The organism is Mameliella sp. MMSF_3455, assembly GCF_030733205.1.
Classification (GTDB): Bacteria; Pseudomonadota; Alphaproteobacteria; order Rhodobacterales; family Rhodobacteraceae; genus Antarctobacter.
The window spans coordinates 187,772-206,908 of record NZ_JASHJL010000005.1; the positions used below are offsets into that span (position 1 = coordinate 187,772).

19 protein-coding genes are annotated in these 19,137 nt (G+C 67.1%); 5 read left to right on the forward strand and 14 right to left on the reverse strand.

Annotation, left to right across the window (positions count from 1 at the left end; all coding sequences use genetic code 11):
* The first annotated feature begins 96 nt into the window (after positions 1 to 96).
* Positions 97 to 1,476 carry a COG3904 family protein gene (locus tag RBB42_RS05460; RefSeq protein ID WP_305968513.1) on the forward strand — a complete coding sequence of 460 codons (1,380 nt, stop codon included), beginning with the start codon at positions 97 to 99 and terminating at the stop codon, positions 1,474 to 1,476.
* 61 nt (positions 1,477 to 1,537) lie between these two features.
* Here RBB42_RS05460 and RBB42_RS05465 read toward each other — a convergent pair whose 3' ends face one another.
* From RBB42_RS05465 to RBB42_RS05485, 5 genes are all read right to left on the reverse strand, one after another.
* Positions 1,538 to 2,122: an HNH endonuclease gene (locus RBB42_RS05465; protein WP_305968514.1), complete on the reverse strand. Its 585-nt coding sequence runs from the start codon at positions 2,120 to 2,122 to the stop codon at positions 1,538 to 1,540.
* A gap of 489 nt (positions 2,123 to 2,611) precedes the next feature.
* Positions 2,612 to 2,908 carry a putative quinol monooxygenase gene (locus RBB42_RS05470; RefSeq protein ID WP_305968515.1) on the reverse strand — a complete coding sequence of 99 codons (297 nt, stop codon included), beginning with the start codon at positions 2,906 to 2,908 and terminating at the stop codon, positions 2,612 to 2,614.
* A gap of 334 nt (positions 2,909 to 3,242) precedes the next feature.
* On the reverse strand, positions 3,243 to 3,908 hold the full coding sequence (locus RBB42_RS05475; protein WP_305968516.1) for an alpha/beta hydrolase: 666 nt from the start codon (positions 3,906 to 3,908) through the stop codon (positions 3,243 to 3,245).
* 131 nt (positions 3,909 to 4,039) lie between these two features.
* Positions 4,040 to 4,687, reverse strand: a complete 648-nt coding sequence (locus RBB42_RS05480; RefSeq protein WP_305968517.1) for a DNA-3-methyladenine glycosylase family protein — start codon at positions 4,685 to 4,687, stop codon at positions 4,040 to 4,042.
* Positions 4,654 to 5,370 (reverse strand): precorrin-6A/cobalt-precorrin-6A reductase, encoded by a 717-nt coding sequence (locus tag RBB42_RS05485; protein WP_305968518.1) that lies wholly within the window; start codon positions 5,368 to 5,370, stop codon positions 4,654 to 4,656. Before RBB42_RS05485 ends, RBB42_RS05480 begins: the two co-directional genes overlap by 34 nt.
* A gap of 292 nt (positions 5,371 to 5,662) precedes the next feature.
* Here RBB42_RS05485 and RBB42_RS05490 point away from each other — a divergent pair, with 292 nt between their 5' ends.
* Positions 5,663 to 6,889 carry an MFS transporter gene (locus RBB42_RS05490; protein WP_305968519.1) on the forward strand — a complete coding sequence of 409 codons (1,227 nt, stop codon included), beginning with the start codon at positions 5,663 to 5,665 and terminating at the stop codon, positions 6,887 to 6,889.
* A 9-nt stretch (positions 6,890 to 6,898) separates the two neighbouring features.
* On the opposite strand, the gene RBB42_RS05495 is transcribed toward RBB42_RS05490, so the two are convergent.
* The 5 genes from RBB42_RS05495 to RBB42_RS05515 form a co-directional block, all read right to left on the reverse strand.
* Entirely contained in the window at positions 6,899 to 7,672 is a 774-nt protein-coding gene (locus RBB42_RS05495; RefSeq protein WP_305968520.1) for a squalene/phytoene synthase family protein, read from the reverse strand.
* Positions 7,669 to 8,385 (reverse strand): class I SAM-dependent methyltransferase, encoded by a 717-nt coding sequence (locus tag RBB42_RS05500; protein ID WP_305968521.1) that lies wholly within the window; start codon positions 8,383 to 8,385, stop codon positions 7,669 to 7,671. The genes RBB42_RS05495 and RBB42_RS05500 overlap by 4 nt, the downstream gene beginning before the upstream one ends.
* Complete coding sequence (gene cimA, locus RBB42_RS05505) at positions 8,385 to 10,004, reverse strand: citramalate synthase (RefSeq protein WP_305968522.1); 1,620 nt, start codon at positions 10,002 to 10,004, stop codon at positions 8,385 to 8,387. Before cimA ends, RBB42_RS05500 begins: the two co-directional genes overlap by 1 nt.
* Positions 10,001 to 11,455, reverse strand: a complete 1,455-nt coding sequence (cysS, locus tag RBB42_RS05510) for a cysteine--tRNA ligase (protein ID WP_305968523.1) — start codon at positions 11,453 to 11,455, stop codon at positions 10,001 to 10,003. Before cysS ends, cimA begins: the two co-directional genes overlap by 4 nt.
* Before the next feature lie 282 nt (positions 11,456 to 11,737).
* A complete protein-coding gene (locus RBB42_RS05515) occupies positions 11,738 to 12,118 on the reverse strand; it encodes a VOC family protein (protein WP_305968524.1) in 381 nt (126 codons plus the stop codon).
* A gap of 158 nt (positions 12,119 to 12,276) precedes the next feature.
* Here RBB42_RS05515 and RBB42_RS05520 point away from each other — a divergent pair, with 158 nt between their 5' ends.
* The gene (locus RBB42_RS05520) at positions 12,277 to 12,621 is read left to right on the forward strand and encodes an MmcQ/YjbR family DNA-binding protein (protein ID WP_305968525.1); all 345 of its coding nucleotides are present in this window, start codon (positions 12,277 to 12,279) and stop codon (positions 12,619 to 12,621) included.
* Between the two features lie 252 nt (positions 12,622 to 12,873).
* Here RBB42_RS05520 and mltG read toward each other — a convergent pair whose 3' ends face one another.
* The 4 genes from mltG to RBB42_RS05540 form a co-directional block, all read right to left on the reverse strand.
* Positions 12,874 to 14,031: an endolytic transglycosylase MltG gene (gene mltG / locus RBB42_RS05525; RefSeq protein WP_305968526.1), complete on the reverse strand. Its 1,158-nt coding sequence runs from the start codon at positions 14,029 to 14,031 to the stop codon at positions 12,874 to 12,876.
* 6 nt (positions 14,032 to 14,037) lie between these two features.
* Positions 14,038 to 15,300, reverse strand: coding sequence for a beta-ketoacyl-ACP synthase II (gene fabF / locus RBB42_RS05530; RefSeq protein ID WP_305968527.1), 1,263 nt, complete (start codon positions 15,298 to 15,300; stop codon positions 14,038 to 14,040).
* A 183-nt stretch (positions 15,301 to 15,483) separates the two neighbouring features.
* The gene (gene map / locus RBB42_RS05535; RefSeq protein ID WP_305968528.1) at positions 15,484 to 16,227 is read right to left on the reverse strand and encodes a type I methionyl aminopeptidase; all 744 of its coding nucleotides are present in this window, start codon (positions 16,225 to 16,227) and stop codon (positions 15,484 to 15,486) included.
* Between the two features lie 53 nt (positions 16,228 to 16,280).
* A complete protein-coding gene (locus RBB42_RS05540; RefSeq protein ID WP_305968540.1) occupies positions 16,281 to 17,060 on the reverse strand; it encodes a glycosyl transferase in 780 nt (259 codons plus the stop codon).
* Positions 17,061 to 17,319: 259 nt separating this feature from the next.
* Between RBB42_RS05540 and rsgA the strand changes: the two genes are divergently transcribed.
* Complete coding sequence (gene rsgA, locus RBB42_RS05545) at positions 17,320 to 18,357, forward strand: ribosome small subunit-dependent GTPase A (RefSeq protein WP_305968529.1); 1,038 nt, start codon at positions 17,320 to 17,322, stop codon at positions 18,355 to 18,357.
* Positions 18,358 to 18,729: 372 nt separating this feature from the next.
* On the forward strand, positions 18,730 to 19,026 hold the full coding sequence (locus RBB42_RS05550; RefSeq protein ID WP_305968530.1) for a hypothetical protein: 297 nt from the start codon (positions 18,730 to 18,732) through the stop codon (positions 19,024 to 19,026).
* Positions 19,027 to 19,137: the final 111 nt, after the last annotated feature.

Below are 19,137 nucleotides of genomic sequence, written 5' to 3' on the forward strand. Positions count from 1 at the left end.
GGCTTGCCACGAATCCCCTCGCCTTTCAGAGGTGGCTTTGCTTTGCTGTGTCCGGGGCGGCCCCGAACAGGCCCCCGCAGAGAAAGGAGCCGCCCAATGCACCGCCTGCTGATGATCGCCCTGATCCTTGCGTCCCTGCCGATTGCGTCCAAGGCCGCGCAACTGTCGCTGACACGGGACGCGGATTACGGCTGCCTCATCGCGCTTAAGGGCCAGATCGCCGAAGGCGACAGCGCCACCCTTCTGGCGCTGCTCCGGCAGGCCGCGTCCCAGCCGCGCTATGCGGACACGATCTACGTGAACGAGGACCCGGCGGGCGGCCCGCCCAACATCGCCATCTACAAGCCGATGAACCTTTGTCTCGACAGTCCGGGCGGGTCGCTGACAGAGGCCATGGCGCTGACGCGGCTGGTGCATGGCAGCCTTGGCACGGTTGTCCGGGCCGGCGCGCGCTGCGAAAGCGCCTGTGCGCTGGTCTTCATGGCTGGCAGCCATTCGACGGAAACGGATTACGGCGTCTCGGTGAACCGCTTCCTCCATGTCGACGGGCGGCTTGGATTTCATGCGCCCAGCCTGACCGTCCCCGAGGGCCGCTATGACGCGGCCAGCGTCGCCCGCGCCTACGAGATCTCCGTCGCGGTAAGCGAGCTGATCTTTCGCAACCTCGTGACCTTTCGGTTCGCGCCCTCGCTGGCGGCGCGGATGCATGCCACGCCTGCGACCGACATGGCCTATATCACAACCGTGCAAGAGGCGGCGCGGTGGCGCATTGGCATCCTCGGCGTGGACCGCCCGACCGCACTGCCGGATCAGGCGATCCGGCAGGCCTGTTCGAACCTGTTTCTCTCGGCTTGGGACCAGGTCAGCAGCGACCCGGACAACTGGCCGCGCAGCCTGCAACTGCCCTCGGCCCCGGTCGACCGCGACCGGGACAGCTTCCGCTATACTGCCTTCGGACAGGAAGGCGCGGGCACCTGCGAACTCCGCCGCATAAACCCTGAGGACGAATTCGGCGCCAATCGCCTGTTCTGGGGCGGTGAGCCGATGATCGCGGATTCCGTCTGGGCCGATGGGCATGTGCGCGACTCGCGCCCGGCGGTGTTCTTCGGGCTGGTGCAGAATTACATGGCCTGGCCGGGTGAGATGCCGCTGGCGGCCCTGCCCCGTGCTGGCCGCAGCCAGCCCGCGCAGACAGCGGGTCTCTGTTTCGTCCTGGACGCAGAGCAGCGCCTGACCGACCAGGAACCCTGCAGCCGCAGCCGAGAGGCCACGTCTGACGGGGGCGTGATCGACACCCACACCTGGCCGTCGGGCGCGCGGACAACGCTGGATTACCATGCCGAAACGCCGCGCGTGAATGGCGCAACCGGCCGCTGGGGATACTGGCCGCTCGCCCCCCTGCCCGGCGCAACTCCCAACTGCGTGGTCAACACCGGGTCCGGCAATACCTTCTGCTTCCAGCCCGGCGCCACCTGACGCGCGGAACGGTCAGACCGCGGCCCGCAATGCAGCGTTCGCCCCTGCCTACGCCGTGGCGTCAGGCCTCCAGCTCGGCATCCCAGTAGAGGAAATCGACCCAGCTTTCGTGCAGATGGTTCGGTGGGAACCGGCGTCCCATGTTCAACAGTTCCGAGGCCGAGGGCTGGCGCGGTGGCTTGCGCAGGCTCATGTTCACCTGCCGCAGGCTTTTCGATCCCTTGCGCAGGTTGCAGGGCGCGCAGGCAGCGACGACGTTTTCCCAGCTTGTGATGCCGCCCGCGGCGCGCGGGATGACATGGTCAAAGGTCAGCTCTGCCTTGGTGCCGCAGTACTGGCAGCGGAATTCGTCCCTCAGAAAAAGATTGAAGCGCGTGAAGGCCACGCGCTTCTGGGGTTTGACGAAATCTTTCAGGACCACCACGCTGGGAATCCTGAGAGTCATACTCGGACTGCGCACCACCTCGTCATACTCGGCCACGATGTCGACCCGGTCGAGGAAGGCCGCCTTGATCGCGTCCTGCCAGGGCCAGAGGCTGAGCGGATAATAGGATAGCGGGCGGTAATCCGCGTTGAGCACCAAGGCCGGATGGTGTTTGAGAGCCCCTGGCTCTCTTACGAAATGTGTCCTGAACTCGCTGTTCATGAGAGACTCTTCCCTCGCCCTGCCTGCTCAACCTGTAAGCACCAGAGCGGGGAACCCGCCCCAGCCTGACAAACACTATATCTCGCGTTTTGCCTCTGGCAAGTCCCGCAAGATAGAGTGGTCGCAACGAGGAGTAGCCTGCCTAGGTAAAAGGCATGTGACAGCTGCGCCGGTTTATCCACATCCGACCGGGCCCGCCCGGAACCCTCTTTGCGTTGGACACGGATGTTGGTTTGAGCGCCGGGGCGCACTTGGCGTCCGCGTCTTCGACCGTAGGACCACCCAAGGCCGCCGCAGGCAAATGCGAGCCGTCAGACCGGCAGTGCGCCCGGAACTCGACGGGTCGAGCAATGTCAGATCCAGCCCCAAAGCCGGGCCGGGCAAACCAAAAATCGCCCCAGACGGCAAAGAGCGGCCCATGACAACATCCGGTAGAAAACAGGCCGGCTCCGGCAAATCGCCGACCGGTTCAGACACGGGATGCCCCGTTCAGCCTGCCACGAGATCATAGTGCCGGATCAGCCGGGACTCGACCAGTTCGTCCTCGGCGGGGTCGATATGGGGCGTGGTGTAATCCTCGCCGACAAAAGCCTTGAGCGAGGCAAGGTCGCGCCAGATCATGACAAAGGCAAACTCGCGCGGGCTCTCTTCGCGGGCGGCGCCGGGATAGACGTCGACGATGCCATCGGTGCCCCTCATGAGCGGAATGGCCGTGTCATGAAAGAACTTGGCGAATGCCGCCTCCTTGCCGGGGCGGATGGTGACCTGGAAGATGCGCATGATCATGGGATGGGACTTTCCTGTGCCAGGACCGGAGCAGCCCGGCCCCTGGACACAGTGTAGCATATCCGTCTCCCGGCCTCAGGCGCGCCCCATATGCGAAGGGTGCCATCTTGGCCGGCGGTCAGAACCCGTCTCCGGTCCGGGAAATAGACGGCACTCTGAACACGACCGCCGGAGAGACCGGAGTTGTGGCAATCAAAGTCCCGCTCTGAGCATCCCTTGCCATTGCCGTGTTGTCGGGCGCCCGGGTCACGATCCCTGTCCGGTCCGGCGAGAAGGCGACGCCCCTGCCGCAGCGCCCGGAAACAGACGCAAGGGCCCTCTCAGGCCCGCGCTCTCAGAAACCGCACTTGTCCCGCAGAAAGGCCAGCGCCACGCCCAGCCCGTCGGGGGCGATGCCATGGGCAGTGCCTTCCATGATATGGGCAAAGACCTCCTTGAAGCCCGCCTCCTGCAGCGCCTCCGCCGCCTGTGGCAGCGATTGCGGCGGCACCACGTCGTCCTGGTCGCCATGCACCAGCAGGATCGGCGGCTTGCTCTTCCACTCGTCGGCCAGCAGTTCCGGCGCCACCAGGCGGCCCGAGAAACCGACGATGCCCGCCAGTTCGTCCTCGCGGCGGGGTCCGACGTGAAGGCTCATCATGGTGCCCTGGCTGAACCCGAACAGGGCCACCTGTTCCGGCAGCAGATCCTCATCGACCATCAACGCATCGAGAAAGGCGTTGAGGTCGTCGACCGCGCGCGCCATGCCCGCCATGGCCTCTTCCTCGGACGACCCGTCGATCCAGGGGATCGGAAACCACTGGAACCCGAACGGTGCTCCGGCGCAGGCCTCGGGCGCGTCGGGCGCCACGAACAGCGTGTCGGGCAGGTGTTCGCTCAGAGGATCCGCCAGCCCCAGCAGGTCCGCCCCGTTGGCGCCGTAGCCGTGAAGGAACACGACGCAGGACCGCATCTCTCCTGATACCGGCCCCTTGCGGCCCGTCTGCAATACTCGTGTCATACCCTGTCTCCCGTGATGATCCTGTGGTCAGCCTTTCGCGAAAAAGCCGACCTCCCTTGCGCCGGCGATGTCACGCGGCACCCTGTCCCTGGTGCGAAGATCGATGATCCCAGCGGCAATAAACGCGTGCTTCATGCGATCCCTTCGCGGTTCTTCTCCACATGGTAGTAGGCCCAGAGCGCGCGCGCCGCAACCGACCGCCAGGGGGCCCAGTCGCGGGCCATCTCGCGCAGCGCCTTCTCGCGCGGGCGTTCGGGCAGGTCAAAAAGCACCCGCGCCCCTTCCTGCAGGGCCAGGTCACCGGGGGCAAAGACATCCGCCCGCCCGAGGCTGAACATGGCATAGATCTCGGCGGTCCAGACGCCGATCCCCTTGACCGCCACCAGTCGCTTGATCACCGCCTCCGTCGGCATCTCGCGCAGGGCGTCGAAGTCGATCCCCGCCCCGGCCAGCGCCTGGGCATAGCTGGCCTTCTGACGCGACAGGCCCAGCGCACGCAGATCGTCATGGCTGACCGCGGCCACCGCGTCCGGCGTGACCATGCCCGCCGCCTCCAGCCGGGCCTGGATCGCCCGGGCCGAGGCCACGCTGACCTGCTGGCTGACGATGGCGCTCAGCAACTGCGCGAACCCGTCGGGCCGCAGCCGCAAGGGCAAGGGCCCGGTCCGCTCCAGCGCAAAGGCAAAGCGCGGCTCATGCGCGGCCAGCCACGCCGCCCCCTCGGCCACGCAGGCGTCCGAGCGGATCAGCCGTCCGACAGGTGATGCATCCTCAGCCATGCCAGGGCCTCCTTCACAGTTGCGACACGCGGGCCGCCGGGCCGGCGCGGACGGGCGATCATGGCAACCGGCAGATGCAGGCGGCGCGCCGCCTCCAGCTTGGGCCATCCGCCGGATCCGCCCGCGTTGTGCACCATCAACCAGTCGATCCGCTCGTGCCGCAAGAGCCGGATCTCCTCGTGAACGGTAAAGGGCCCGTCGGCGGGCAGGTAGCGCCCCCGGCGCAACGGCAAGGGCGCCCGCCCGCCGCCGATGCGCCGCATCAGCACATGCGCCCGCAGCGCCCGCAGCCCCGGCAGGGCCGCCCGCCCCGTGGCCACCAGCACGCGGGCGCTCGCCGGGATCACAGCCGCCGCCGCGCGGACATCGCGCAGCGGCACCCAGCGGTCGCGCCGCATCGGTCGCCACTCCGGGCGCACCAGCTGCAGCAGCGGCAGACCAGCCGCGCGCGCCGCCCGCGCCACGGCAAAGGCCGTCTCCACGTCGCAGGGATGCGCGGCCTCCACCACCGCACGGGCACCGCTCTCGCGCAGCCATTCTGCCGTCACCGGCCCGAAACTCACCATCCCCGGCCAGCGCCGCGCAACGCGTTCGCGCGAAGGCAGTCGCACATGGGCGCCGGGCATGGCCCGGGCCAGGTCATGCGCTTCCGCCGCGCCGCCGATGATCACGATCCCCGTCATGGCCCCCCCATAGAACAGCCCGGCCGGAATGGGAAACCCGCTGCGCCTCATCCCGCTCCCGCAGCGCGGCAGTGCCCGGGTAATCGCCGTCCCTGTTTCTTCTCTCTCCAAATACCTCCGGGGGGAGTCGACCGAAGGGAGACGGGGGGCAGCGCCCCCCCTTCCGCCCCAGGATGCCGGGCCATCCTCCGACGACATGACGCCGCGTCACCGGACAAGCGCCGCGCGCCCTGTTGCGCAGCGCGACATATTCTCTCTTGCCCATATAAGCGGCGCCGCCTAACCCATACGCATGAGTGACGTGACAGTGCCCCCCACCGACAGCCGCGCCAAGCGCAACGTGACCGTGCTGGTGCTTGCCCAGGCGATCCTCGGCGCGCAGATGCCGATGATCTTTACCATCGGCGGGCTGGCGGGGCAGTCGCTGGCCTCGAACGCCTGTTTCGCCACGCTGCCGATCTCGCTGATCGTGCTGGGCTCGATGCTCTCGGCGACGCCGGTCTCGGCGCTGATGCAGCGCTACGGGCGCCGCGCGGGCTTTTTCGTCGGCGCCGGGGCCGGCGCGCTGGGTGGCATGGTCGGCGCCTACGGGCTCTACATCGCCTCCTTCCCGATCTTCCTTCTGGGGTCGCTCATCACCGGCACCTACATGTCGGCGCAGGGGTTCTACCGGTTCGCCGCAGCCGACACCGCCTCGGACGCGTTCCGCCCCAAGGCGATCTCCTACGTCATGGCGGGCGGGCTGCTCTCGGCGGTGATCGGCCCGCAGCTGGTCAAGGCGACCTCGGACGCTTTCGTGGTGCCCTTCCTGGGCGCCTATGCCGCCGTGGTGGCCATCAACGTGATCGGCGCGCTGCTCTTCCTCTTCCTCGACATCCCCCGCCCCCCGCGCCCCTCCGAGGATGCACCCAAGGGCCGGACCCGCTGGGAACTGCTGACCACGCCCCGCATCGCCGTCGCGGTGATCTGCGGCACCGTCTCTTATGCGCTGATGAACCTGGTGATGACCTCGACGCCGCTGGCGGTGGTGGGCTGCGGGTTCGAGACCGGGGATGCGGCCAATGTCGTCACCGCGCATGTCCTGGCCATGTTCGCGCCCAGTTTCTTCACCGGCCACCTGATCGCCCGCTTCGGCGTCGAAAAGATCATGGCGCTGGGGCTGATGATCCTCGCCGGGGCCGGCGTCGTGGGCCTGTCCGGGGTCGAGCTGGAACAGTTCTTTGCCGCGCTGGTGCTGCTGGGGCTGGGCTGGAACTTCGGCTTCATCGGCGCCACCTCGATGCTGGCCGGCGCGCATGAACCGCACGAGCGCGGCCGGATGCAGGGTCTGAATGACCTCATCGTCTTCGGCGGCGTGACCTTTGCCTCGCTGGCCTCGGGCGGATTGATGAACTGTTCGGGCGGTTCGGCCCAGCAGGGCTGGACAGCGGTCAACCTCGCGATGGCGCCCTTCCTCGTGCTGGCGGGCGGTGCGCTGATCTGGCTGGTGCTGCGCCCCCGCGACACGGCAGAGGCGTGACCCAGCCCGTCAGCTTGTCAGCAGGTGCCAGCGGCGGGAAAACTCGCTGAGCCGCAACCGTCCCTCGCCCACGGCCGCAGGATCGCGCGCCGCCAGCGCCAAGAGCGGCTTGCCCTGCGCAAATTCCCGCAAAGCCGCCCCGGCCGGGCCATGCGCGCGCCGCAGCGTCCGCAACGAGGGCGCCTTGCGCACCTCTGCCAGCCGGGCGCGGGCCAGCCCTGTGATCGCCTCTGCCCGCCCGTCCGGCAGGGGCAGCTTGCCACGCGCCTCCAGCTCCGGCACCGCCTGCAAATACCTTGCCAGCGCCGCCGCCCGGGCATGGGCCAGCACCGCCGCCTCGTCCGCCTGTGCCCCAAGCGCCGCAAGCGCCGCCAGCGCCAATTGCCCCGCCGTCGCGTCCAGGTAGTCGATCAGCGCGGTTTCATCCGCGAACGGGGCGCGTTCCAGGTCCGCCTCGCGTGCGGCCACGGATCTTTGCAGGCCGGACACATCCACACCTGCCAGCGCCTGGGCCAATGGCGTCACCACCTCGTGCCGCCGCGTGAACCCGCCCGAGGCGATCTCGTCCAGCGCATCCTGCCACCATTGCAGCCGCATTTGCGCGATCATCGGCTCCTGCGTGACCCAGGGCGCGCGGCTGACCTCGACATTGAAGGCATAGAGCGGCATCAGCACCGCCCGCGCCGGCAGAGGCGCCGCCATGGCCGCGACAAAGCGCTCGGGGTCGCCGCGTTCGACGATCTGCGCGCAGGCGTACAGGTCGCCACCCTCTTCCCAGCTCATGAAAGCCGCCGCGCCACGACAAGGTGATAGCCGGTCTCGGATTTGACCGCGCGCCAGTCGCGCGCCTCCTGTTCGCAGAGGTCCAGCATCTCGGCCAGCCGTGCATCGGCCCCGGGGCGCAACGCTTCGATCCTTGCTTCCATCGGTCGGTAATAGGCCTCCCAGCCCACGTCAGAGACATCGCGCGTGCCCAGGATCTCGAACCCGGCCGCGGCCACCGCGGCGGCGATGCCCGCGCGATCCCGGGTCGGGTAGTCCTCCCAGAAGGCGCGCGCCTCTGCGCCGGGTGTCTCGGTGAAATAGCAGGGTTCCGAGAAGGCCAGCACGCCGCCCGGTTTCAAGGCCCCGCGCATCGCCTCCAGCCCCGGTTTCAGCCCCAGGAAATAAAGCGCCCCGGCGCACCAGATCATGTCAAAGGGCGCCTCGGGGAAATCGGCGATACGGCCCATGTCGTCCTTGCGCACCGTCACGTGCGGCAGGTCGGCAAAGCGCGCCTGCATCTGCGCGACAAAGCCCTCCTGCCGGTCTACGGCCAGCACCCGGCCCGCGCGTGCCAATGCGGCCACGTCACCGCCCGCCCCGGCGCCAGCGTCGCAGATCATCGCGCCCTCGGGCAGCGCGGCAAGCTCCAGCGCCCAGGCCACGTCCTCCTCGCTGCCCGGCCCTTCGCGCGGCAGGTCCTTGTGGACGGTAAAGAAGGCCTCCCAGTCCATCAGCCCGGCACCCCGTCGCGCACCAGCTTCCAGCGCACCGCATCCAGCAACGCCTCGAACGAGGCGTCGACGATATTGGCGCTGACGCCCACGGTGGCCCAGCGCCGCCCCTGCCCGTCCTCGCTGTCGATGATGACGCGGGTCACGGCCTCGGTCCCGCCCTGGGTGATCCGCACCTTGAAGTCGACCAGCCGCATGTCGTCGATCGCCTCCTGGTAACGGCCCAAGTCCTTGGCCAACGCCTTGGACAGCGCATTGACCGGCCCACGGTCATTGCCCGCCTCGTCCATCGACTCCGACACCGACAGCTTCTTTTCGCCATCGACCTTGACCACGACCACGGCCTCGGACAGCGAGACCATCTGGTTGTACTTGTTCTTGCGCCGCTCCACCGTCACCCGGTAGCGCTTGACCTCGAAGAACTCGGGCAGCATCCCCAGTTCGTCCCGCGCCAGCAGTTCGAAACTGGCCTGCGCGGTGTCGTAGGAATAGCCCTCGGTCTCGCGCGCCTTCACGCGTTCCAGGATGCGCGCCAGCGCCGGATCGCTCTTGTCGACCTCCAGTCCCATTTCCGACAGGCGGCGGCGCAGGTTCGACTGCCCGGCCTGGTTCGACATCGGCACGACGCGACGGTTGCCCACCAGCCCGGGGTCGATGTGTTCGTAGGTGGTGGGATCCTTGAGGATCGCGCTGGCATGCAGCCCCGCCTTGTGCGCAAAGGCCGAGGCGCCGACATAGGCCACCTGTTTCTGCGGCACCCGGTTCAGGATGTCGTCCAGCATCCGGCTGGTCCGCGTCAGCCCGGCCAGCGCCTCCATGCTGACGCCGGTTTCGAACAGGTCCTTGTAAGGCGCTTTCAGCAGCAGCGTCGGGATCAGCGCGGTCAGGTTGGCATTGCCACAGCGTTCGCCCAGCCCGTTCAGAGTGCCCTGGATCTGGCGCGCGCCGGCCATGATCGCCGCCAGCGACCCGGCCACGGCCGTTTCCGTGTCGTTGTGCGTGTGGATACCCAGGTGATCGCCCGGAATGCCCTTGTCGATCACATCCTGCACGATCTGCCCGATTTCATGCGGCAAGGTCCCGCCGTTGGTATCGCAGAGCACGATCCAGCGCGCCCCCGCCTCCAGCGCCGCGCGCAGGCAGTCGAGTGCATAAGGCGCGTTCGCCTTGTAGCCGTCAAAGAAATGCTCGGCATCGAACAGCGCCTCGCGCCCCTGCCCCACGAGGTGAGAGACCGAGGCGGCGATATTGGCGATGTTCTCTTCCAGCGTGATCCCCAACGCCTTGGTGACGTGGAAATCATGGGTCTTGCCGACAAGGCAGACGGCGGGCGTCCCCGCGTTCGTCACCGCCGCCAGCACCTCGTCATTGGCAGCCGAACGCCCCGCCCGCTTGGTCATGCCGAAGGCGGTCATGGTCGCCCGCGTTTCGCCCACGTCTTCGAAAAAGGCCGAGTCCGTGGGGTTCGCCCCGGGCCAGCCGCCCTCGATATGGTCAACGCCAAGCGCGTCGAGCGCCGCGGCGATCTTGAGCTTTTCGGCGATCGAAAACTGCACGCCCTGCGTCTGCTGCCCGTCGCGCAGCGTGGTGTCGTAGAGGTAGAGGCGTTCGCGGGTCATCCCAACGCCTCCAGCTTGGCCGCGTCGAAGCCAGCGCCAGGCACCAGGTCCACGCCCGCCTTCGACATGCGCACCTCGACTCCCGCCTCGATGAGCGCCTGTTTCATCCGGTCGACTTCGGTAAAGTCCTTGCTCTGCATGGCCTCGGCCCGCGCTTGGGACAAGTCGTTCTCATACTTCTCCAGAAGCAGTGAAACAGCCAGTTTGTCGACGGCGCCACCGAAGACCCACGAACCCATCATGGCATTGTCTTCAAGCAAACCAAGCAATCCCGCTGACGCAGCAAAGAGATCAATATCGGCTTGGGAGGCTTCCGAACTCTGGGTTCGATTTAGAGCGTCCGCAAGCCTATGCAGCTCTGCGATCGCTTTGGGAGTGTTCAAGTCGTCAGCCAATGCGGCCAGAACCGACTGGCTCACTTCTTCACTCGGCTGGGCACCCGTCACCAATCCGCGCCACTTGCGCAGCGTGGCTTCCGCCTCGCGCGCCTTCTCCGCCGTCCAGTCCATCGGCTTCCGATAGTGCGTCGACAGCATGACAAAGCGGATCACCTCGCCCGGGATGCCCTGGTCGAGCAGGTCGCGCACGGTGAAGAAGTTGCCCAGGCTCTTGGACATCTTCTTGCCCTCGACCTGCAGCATCTCGTTGTGCAGCCAGACCCGTGCAAAATCCCCCTCGGGGTGGGCGCATTTGGACTGGGCGATCTCGTTCTCATGGTGCGGAAAGGTCAGGTCGTTGCCGCCGCCGTGGATGTCGAACGTCTCGCCCAGCAGCGCATGGCTCATGGCCGAGCATTCGATATGCCAGCCCGGACGCCCCCGGCCCCAGGGCGAGTCCCAGCCCGGCAGATCGTCCGACGACGGCTTCCACAACACGAAATCCATCGGATTCTTCTTGTAGGGCGCCACCTCGACCCGCGCGCCCGCGATCATGTCCTCGACCGACCGCCCCGACAGCGCGCCATACTGGGCATAGCTCTCGACCGAGAACAGCACATGGCCTTCGGCCGCATAGGCATGGCCCTTGTCGATCAGGTCTTCGATCATCGCGATCATCTGGTCGATGAACTCGGTTGCGCGCGGCTCTTGCGTGGGGCGCAGGGCGCCCAGAGCATCCATGTCAGCGTGATACCAGCCGATGGTTTCGTCGGACCGTTCGCGCACCAGTTCTTCGAGCGTTCCCTCGGCCCCCGCCTCCTTGCGCTTCAAGGCGGTGGCGTTGATCTTGTCATCCACGTCGGTGAAATTGCGCACATAGGTGACGTGATCCGGCCCGTAGACATGGCGCAACAGGCGAAACAGCACGTCGAACACCAGCACGGGCCGCGCATTGCCCAGGTGCGCGCGGTCATAGACCGTGGGACCGCAGACATACATCCGCACGTTGTCCGGGTCGATCGGGTGAAAATCTTCCTTCTTCCGGGTCCGGGAGTTGGTGAAGCGGATGTTCATGGCCTCGTCCTTCGCAAATCTTGCGGCGGGCCTAGCAACTCTACGGATCGAAGGGAATAGAGGACCGTCCCGCCACTGGCCGGGATGTCCCGACCGATGTCAGCAGGTAATGCAGCAGAGAGTGTGTGCAGCGGTCGTCATGCGCGTGGCTTAGCACGGCGTCCCGGCCCTGCCAAGCGCGCTTTGCCAAGGTTGCAAGTGAGTATTTTTGGAGAAAAGAAGCACAAGGGCGCGCACAATGGCTTCTTCTCTCTAAAAATACTCACCTGAAACGGCCCGAAATCAGCGGTAGCCCACCATTTCATATTCCACCGCATCCGGCCCGTCGAAATAGAAGCGGCGGCCGGGTTCGTAGTCGGCGTGGTTGAAGGTCTCGATGCCCAGCGCGCGGACGCGGGCCTCGATCGCGTCGAGATCCTCGACCACGATGCCGACATGGTTCAGCCCGGCGGCGTTGCCGTAGCGCGGATGCGCCTCTGCGATCGGCTTTTCCGGCGTGTAGAGGGCAAGGTAGCTGTCCGCATTGCCGACGTGGACGGAATAGCCGTTGTTGAGCGAGGCGCCTTCCCAACGGATGTGCCAGCCGAGGAGATCGGACAGGAAATCGGCGGTGGCGCGGGCATCGGGGACGGTGATGTTGACGTGTTCGAGGCGGGCGTTCATGGATTTTTCCTTTCTTCGAATGTGACGGGACGAGCGTAATTCCTCAAGTTCACTTGAGTTCAAGGGATTTTTTTCCTGCTCTGCCAGAGGCGTAGGCATCTCCCTTGTGCCGATTTGCGCAGCTTGCGCCGGGGATGCGCCCGGGGCATCCTGCGGGCATGGGACGCGATACGGTCAACGATATCTGCCGCGCGCTGCCCGGGGCGGAATGGTCCGATCCTTGGGGCGGCGGGCATGATGCCTGGAAGGTGGGCGGCAAGATGTTCGCCTGTATCGGCGTGGCCAACGACGGGGTGTCGGTCAAGACCCCTTCGGTCGAGGATGCGGCCCTGCTGATCGAGATGGCACGCGCGGTCAAGGCCCCCTACTTCCACCGTTCCTGGGTGCAGGTGGATTGGGAGGCGGTGCCGGAGGAGGAGTTGCGCGACCGGATCGAGACCTCTTACGCGATCATCTTTGGCGGGCTGACCAAGAAACTCCAGCGCCAGATCACGGGCGGCTGAGCCGCCACGCCCGACGCCCGCCGGCGGCGCGCTGGCCGGGCGGGTCGTCTGCTGTTTCTCATGGACGTCTGAAAACGGCGGCCGCCGGACGGATCGCTCATGCCGGGGTGTCACTCCCGGCCCTTTTCGGGGCGTCGCCCCTTCGTTCCGCGCAGATCGAAAGGCCCCCGAGCGGGGTCATGATCCGGTTTTCAGTGCTAGCGGGAAGGAAGATGCGCCCCCACGGTTCACAAACCGTGAGGGCAGCGTACGCTACTGGTCGCGCTGTGCCTCCAGCGCGCGGTAGGCGGCGACGTTGCGGTTGTGCTCGTCCAGGGTGACGGCAAAGTTGTGCCCGTCGCGCGGGTCCAGCGTCTTGGCCACGAAGTAGATGTAATCCGTGTCCGCCGGGTTCAGCGCCGCCTCGATGCTGGCGCGGCCCGGGTTGGCGATGGGGGTCGGCGGCAGCCCGTCGATCCGATAGGTGTTCCAGGGCGTCTCTGCATCCAGTTCCGACCGGCGCAGACCCCGGCCCAGCGGACCTTCGCCCTTGGTGATGCCGTAGATCACCGTCGGGTCCGTCTGCAGGCGCATGCCCTTTTCCAGACGGTTGACGAAAACGCTGGCCACCTCGCGGCGCTCTTGCGGGCCGCCGGTTTCCTTTTCGATGATCGACGCGAGGATCAGCGCCTCTTCCGGGCTTTCCAGCGGCAGGCCGGGGGCGCGATTGGCCCAGGCCTGTGCCAGGATCACCTTCTGCCGTTCCTGCATGCGCGCGATGACATCGGCGCGGCTGTCGCCGGGAAGGATCTCGTAGCTGTCGGGGGCAAGGCTGCCTTCCTCGGGCACGTCGACCTCGCCTTCCAGCACGTCGATCTGGTTCAGTTCGGCAACCACCTGCCAGCTGGTCACGCCCTCGGCCAGCGCCAGGCGGAACCGGGTGCCGGTGGTGTCCTTGACCTGGGTATAGGCCTCGGGGGCGTCGCCTTCGCCGGGATCGAAGCTGGCCTGTTCCTCGTAGCGGCCGGTGGCCGGATCCACGGCGCGGACCTGCACCGTCGCCCGGGTGATGCCGATGCGGTAGACCACCTCGGTGCCGCAGGTCGAGGCGCCGCCACGGGTGACGATGTCGGTGATCTCGGACATCGAGGCGCCCTCGGGCACAAGGTAGCTGCCCGCCTTCAGCGCCTGGGTCTTGTCGGTGTAATCTGCCCCGACGCGGAACATCATCGCGCTCTTGACCGCGCCCTGATCCGACAGGTCCTCCGACACCGCGCGCATGTTGGTGCCACGCGGCACCTCGAGGCAGATCGGCGCCGTCAGCGGTCCCTGCGCATGATATTCGCGCTGCGCCCAGATCAGGACGCCGCCGAAGAGAAACAGCGCGACGACCAGGAAGGTCAGCGCGTTCGAGGCGATGCTGCGCCACATGTGGGGTTACTCCACCTTGCCGAAGACCACGCTGGCATTGGTGCCGCCAAAGCCGAAGGAGTTGGACAGGGCGTAGTCCACCTTGCGGTCCCGCCGGGCATTGGGGGCCAGGTCGATGGGCGTGTCCACCGCCGGATTGTCAAGGTTGATCGTCGGCGGGGCCACCTGGTCACGGATGGCAAGGATCGAGAAGATCGCCTCGATCGCGCCGGCGGCGCCCAGCAGGTGGCCGGTGGCGGATTTGGTCGAGGACATGGTGACCTGCGCGGCGTGATCGCCCAGCAGGCGTTCCACCGCGCCCAGTTCGATCGTGTCCGCCATCGTCGAGGTGCCATGCGCGTTGATGTAGTCCAGCGCCGCGGGCTCGATCCCCGCATCCTTCAGCGCCGCGCGCATCGAGCGTTCGCCGCCCTCGCCGTCCTCGGACGGGGCGGTGATGTGATAGGCGTCGCCCGACAGGCCGTAGCCCGCCACCTCGGCGTAGATCCGCGCGCCGCGCGCCTTGGCGTGTTCGTAGTCCTCCAGCACGACGACACCGGCGCCCTCGCCCATGACAAAGCCGTCGCGGTCGGCGTCATAGGGCCGGCTGGCGGATTTCGGATCGTCGCCGCGTTTCGTGCTGAGCGCCTTGCAGGCGTTGAAGCCCGCGATGCCGATTTCGCTGATGGCCGCCTCGGCGCCGCCCGCGATCATCACGTCCGCATCGCCGTACTTGATCAGCCGCGCGGCATCGCCGATGGCATGCGCGCCGGTCGAACAGGCGGTCACGACCGCGTGGTTCGGCCCCTTGAAGCCGTACTTGATCGAGACATTGCCCGAGATCAGGTTGATCAGCGCGCCGGGGATGAAGAAGGGCGACACCCGGCGCGGACCCTTGTCACGGATCAACAGCGCGGTTTCTGCGATGGCGTTCAGCCCGCCGATGCCCGATCCGATCATCACGCCGGTGCGCAGGCGGTCTTCCTCGTTCTCGGGCTTCCAGCCCGCGTCGGTGACCGCCTGTTCCGCCGCGGCGATGCCGAAACGGATGAACTCGTCGACCTTGCGCTGTTCCTTCTTGTCCATCCAGTCGTCGGGATTGAAGGTCCCGTCGCTGCCGTCACCATAGGGCACCTCGCAGGCATAGGTGGTTGCCAGGTGGCTGGCATCGAACTTGCTGATGGTGCCCGCCCCGGACTGACCATCCAGGATCCGGCCCCAGGTCTCTTCGACTCCGCAAGCCAGCGGCGTGACCAATCCCAGCCCGGTGACAACTACGCGACGTGCCATGCGCCTGCCCTTCTCTTGTTCGCTCTTTATCCCGCTCTTACCGCGCCAAGCCCTGCATGGGCAAGGGGATGCGGGCGTGATCGGCAGACAACCGACAACCTGACTTTGCCCGCGCTGACTGCGAAGGCCGCGCCCTGGACCGAGCCCGAAGGCCTTGGGCCGGATGCCAGCGTGACAGCGGTTTCAGCCCGGCAAGGTCAGGATCTGGGCACCGCGAGACGTGGCGACGACCGTATGCTCGAATTGCACGGTCTCGGCAGGCGGCACGCTGTGAAGGGTCCAACCGTCACCGGCCTCGTCCGCCATGCGCCCTCCGCGCGACAGGAAGGGCTCGACGGTCAGGACTAGGCCCTTGGTGATGCGGCGGCGCTCACCTCGGGTGGGCCATGTGGCGATTTCCTGTGGGTACTCGTGCAGGCTGCGCCCGACGCCGTGACTTGCGAGATTGCGAATGAGCGAGTAGCCGCGCTTTTCGGCAAAGCGCCCGATGGCGGACCCGATACCTGAAAGCAACTTGCCCGCCGCGACCTGCGCAATACCGATCTGCATTGCGCGGCGGCCGTCCTTGCACAGCCTGTCGGGCTGCGCCGCAGCAAGGCGAAAGCTGGCCCCGGTGTCCGCAAAATAGCCATCCTTGCTGGCAGAGACATCAATGTTCACCAGATCCCCGGCACGCAGCAGGCGGTCGCCGGGAATTCCGTGGGCGATCTCTTCGTTGACGCTGATGCAGGTGGCGCCCGGAAAGCCATAAGTCGCCTCCGGCGCCGGTATGGCCCCTGCCTGTTCCAGCAAGTTGCGCCCGAGGGCGTCCAGTTCGCGGGTGGTCATGCCCGGCTCTGCCGCGCGGATCATCGCCTGCAAGGTGTTCGCCACTATGCGGCCGATGGTCCGCATCCCGTCGAGTTCGTATTCCTGCGTAATCGTCATGAAGTGCCTTTTGCTATGCCCAACCAGCCTGCCCGCAGGCAATGCCATGTGCCTCAGGCCCAGTCCGCGCCCAGGTCCTCGCGGGCGCGGTCGATCCAGTGCTCCTGCAGCCAGTCGCAGGGTTTTGAATAGCGGATGACAGAGCCGGTATAGCCCGAAAGGGCATCCGTCATCTTGGGGCGCCCGTGGAAACAGACCACGCGGGCCTCCGCCGGCAGGCGCGGCGCGTGCAGGTAGTTGCCCGGAAAGGGATTGCAATCGTATTTGAACGACACCACCCATTCGCCCGGAATATAGGTGAACAGGTCCCGGTCCATCGCCTTGTGCGAGGTATAGCGCTGTTCCGAACCGCGCGCCTTTTCCACCTCTTCATAGGGGTTGGCGGCCAGGTCTTCATACAGGAACCCGTGCAGCGCCGGATCGAAGCGAAAAACCGACCCGTGCCCGGTTGGCCGGCCCTTGCGCTTTTCCGTCCAGTCGTGGCGCATCGCCACGGTGCCGGGCGCCAGGTCGTGGATCTCGTCCAGCGATCCGGTGATCACAACGTCCAGGTCAAAGCCCAGCACCGGACCTTCGAGGTCGGGCACCAACCCGGGCCGAAACAGCGAGGTCTTGCGCATCGCGCCCTGCCGGTTGGCCACTTTCAGAGCGGCCTCCATCGGTTCGGCATAGGGTTCCACCGGCAGGTCCAGCACCTCGATATCCGGGTGCAGCCCCTCGGCGTGTTCCGTCATCACCATGAAGCGGACCGGCCGCGACAGGTTGCGCCGCACGCCGGAATAGAGCCGGTTGACATACTCGGGGCCAAAGAGCGTGCCCCACTTGATGCACATGATGTTGACCGCCGTCACGCCGCGCCCCTGCCTTGGTGTTGCCCGCGCGGCATAGCAACGCCCGCGCGGGAACACCAGCGCTTGCAGTGGGGCGGGGCCGCGCCTAGAGTGCCCACGAACCCGAATTCAGGACGGAGGCCTTGATGGAGATTGCATCGCCCCTCCGGGCCGCGCGCTAACCTTCAGCCCGCCGCCCGAGCACGCACACCGGGCCGCCTGCAGCGGCCTGAACCTGCATGTCTGAACGGGACTTTCAACATTGACAGATCATGACCTGGCCGGCCTTGGATGGTCGGCCCATTTCGCACGCCAGTTTGGCGACGGCGACCGGGGCCTGGCCCCTGCCCGCCTCTCCGAGGTGCACCGCGACCGCCTGCGCGCCCTGACCCCCGAGGGCGCCATCGGCCTGCTGCCCAGCGCCCCCACCGGCGCCTATGCCGTGGGCGATTGGGTGCTGGGTGACGGCACCCGCGCGGTCCGCCGGCTGGCGCCTACCAGCGACCTCACTCGCCGCGCCGCCGGACGCGAGGCGAAACTCCAGCGGATCGCGGCGAATGTCGACACGCTGGGCATCGTCACAAGCTGCAACGCCGATTTCAACATCGCGCGGCTGGAACGCTACCTGGCGCTGGCCCATACGGCCGGCTGCCTGCCGCTGGTGGTGCTGACCAAGGCCGACATGACCGAGGACGCGGGCGATTACCTGCGCCGGGCGGAACGGCTCTCGCCGCTGGTGACCGCCGTCGCGCTGGATGCAACCGACCCGCAGGAGGTCACCCGCCTCGCCCCCTGGTGCAAGGGCGGGCAGACTCTGGCGCTGGTCGGCTCTTCGGGCGTGGGCAAGACGACCCTGCGCAACGCGCTGACCGGCGAAGAGGCCGGAACGCAGGGCATCCGCGAGGATGACGCCAAGGGCCGCCACACCACCACCTCCCGCAGCCTGGTGCCGACACGGGCGGGCGGCTGGCTGATCGACACGCCGGGGATGCGCGAACTGCAATTGGCGGATGCGGACGAGGGCATCGGCGCCGTCTTCGCGGACATCGAGGACCTGGCCCGCCTCTGCCGCTTTCGCGACTGTGCCCATTCCGGTGAACCCGGCTGCGCGGTCCAGAAGGCCATCGGCAGCGGCACACTCGATCCCGACCGCCTCTCCCGTTGGGAAAAGCTGCGGCGCGAGGACCGCTACAACAGCGAAACCGTGGCAGAGGCCCGGGCGCGCGGCAAGGCCTTTGGCAAGATGGTGCGCGAGATCTCGGCCAGCAAGAAGCGCCGCCACGATCCGGGCGCGCCATGACCACGGCGCGGGCAGCCCCCCTGCCCGCGCTTATTTTGCCCCCGATTTTCCCCCCGTGGTCGTTCCGCATGACCTGTTCGCCGCCCCGCATGGACCAGGTTGCGCACAGCACCGCTACCCGGGCTCGCTGGTGGGGGTGGCGGCACGCACACGGGACGTTCGTGCCTGCCCATTCACCAGCCTGACCGGGCACAGCGGACAAGCGCAGCACGCGCACTGCATGAAACGCGCGATGGACAGCGGAATCGGCTGCCCGAACGCGCCTTTCCGGCAGGAAAACCAGCGCGCTCCTTTGGGCGCCACGGCCTGGGTGGTCTATGCTGCCGTCGTGACGCGCTTCGGCGAACAGGGCAGTCCCATGGCGAGTTCGAATTGCATCGTCTCAGCCGGGAAAACGGCGGTGCCTTCCGCTGCCCAGCAACCCTGGACAAGACAAACACCGGCGGGCTGCTGATCGTGCATCGTTCGGTCCGGATCCGCAGGCCCCGGATCCAGATCGACCGCTGCCTTGCCTTGGCACAGGCGATCCACGGTTTGTCGGACGGCCAGTTGCGACCGGCCCGGCAGATCGCTGACCGCAAGGGCCCGATAGCGGCCGCCGAGACGCCGGATAACCGCGTCAACACCGCCCGCCCCGCCTGTCCCGACTCCATGATGAAACCAGGGTAACGGCGCAGACGGCACGCTCGCGCCTGCGACCGAGCGACCAGCACCCCGCGCGGCACGCGCCCCTGCTTCTTCTCTCTCGAAATACTCCGGGGAGCGCGAGGGGCTGGCCCC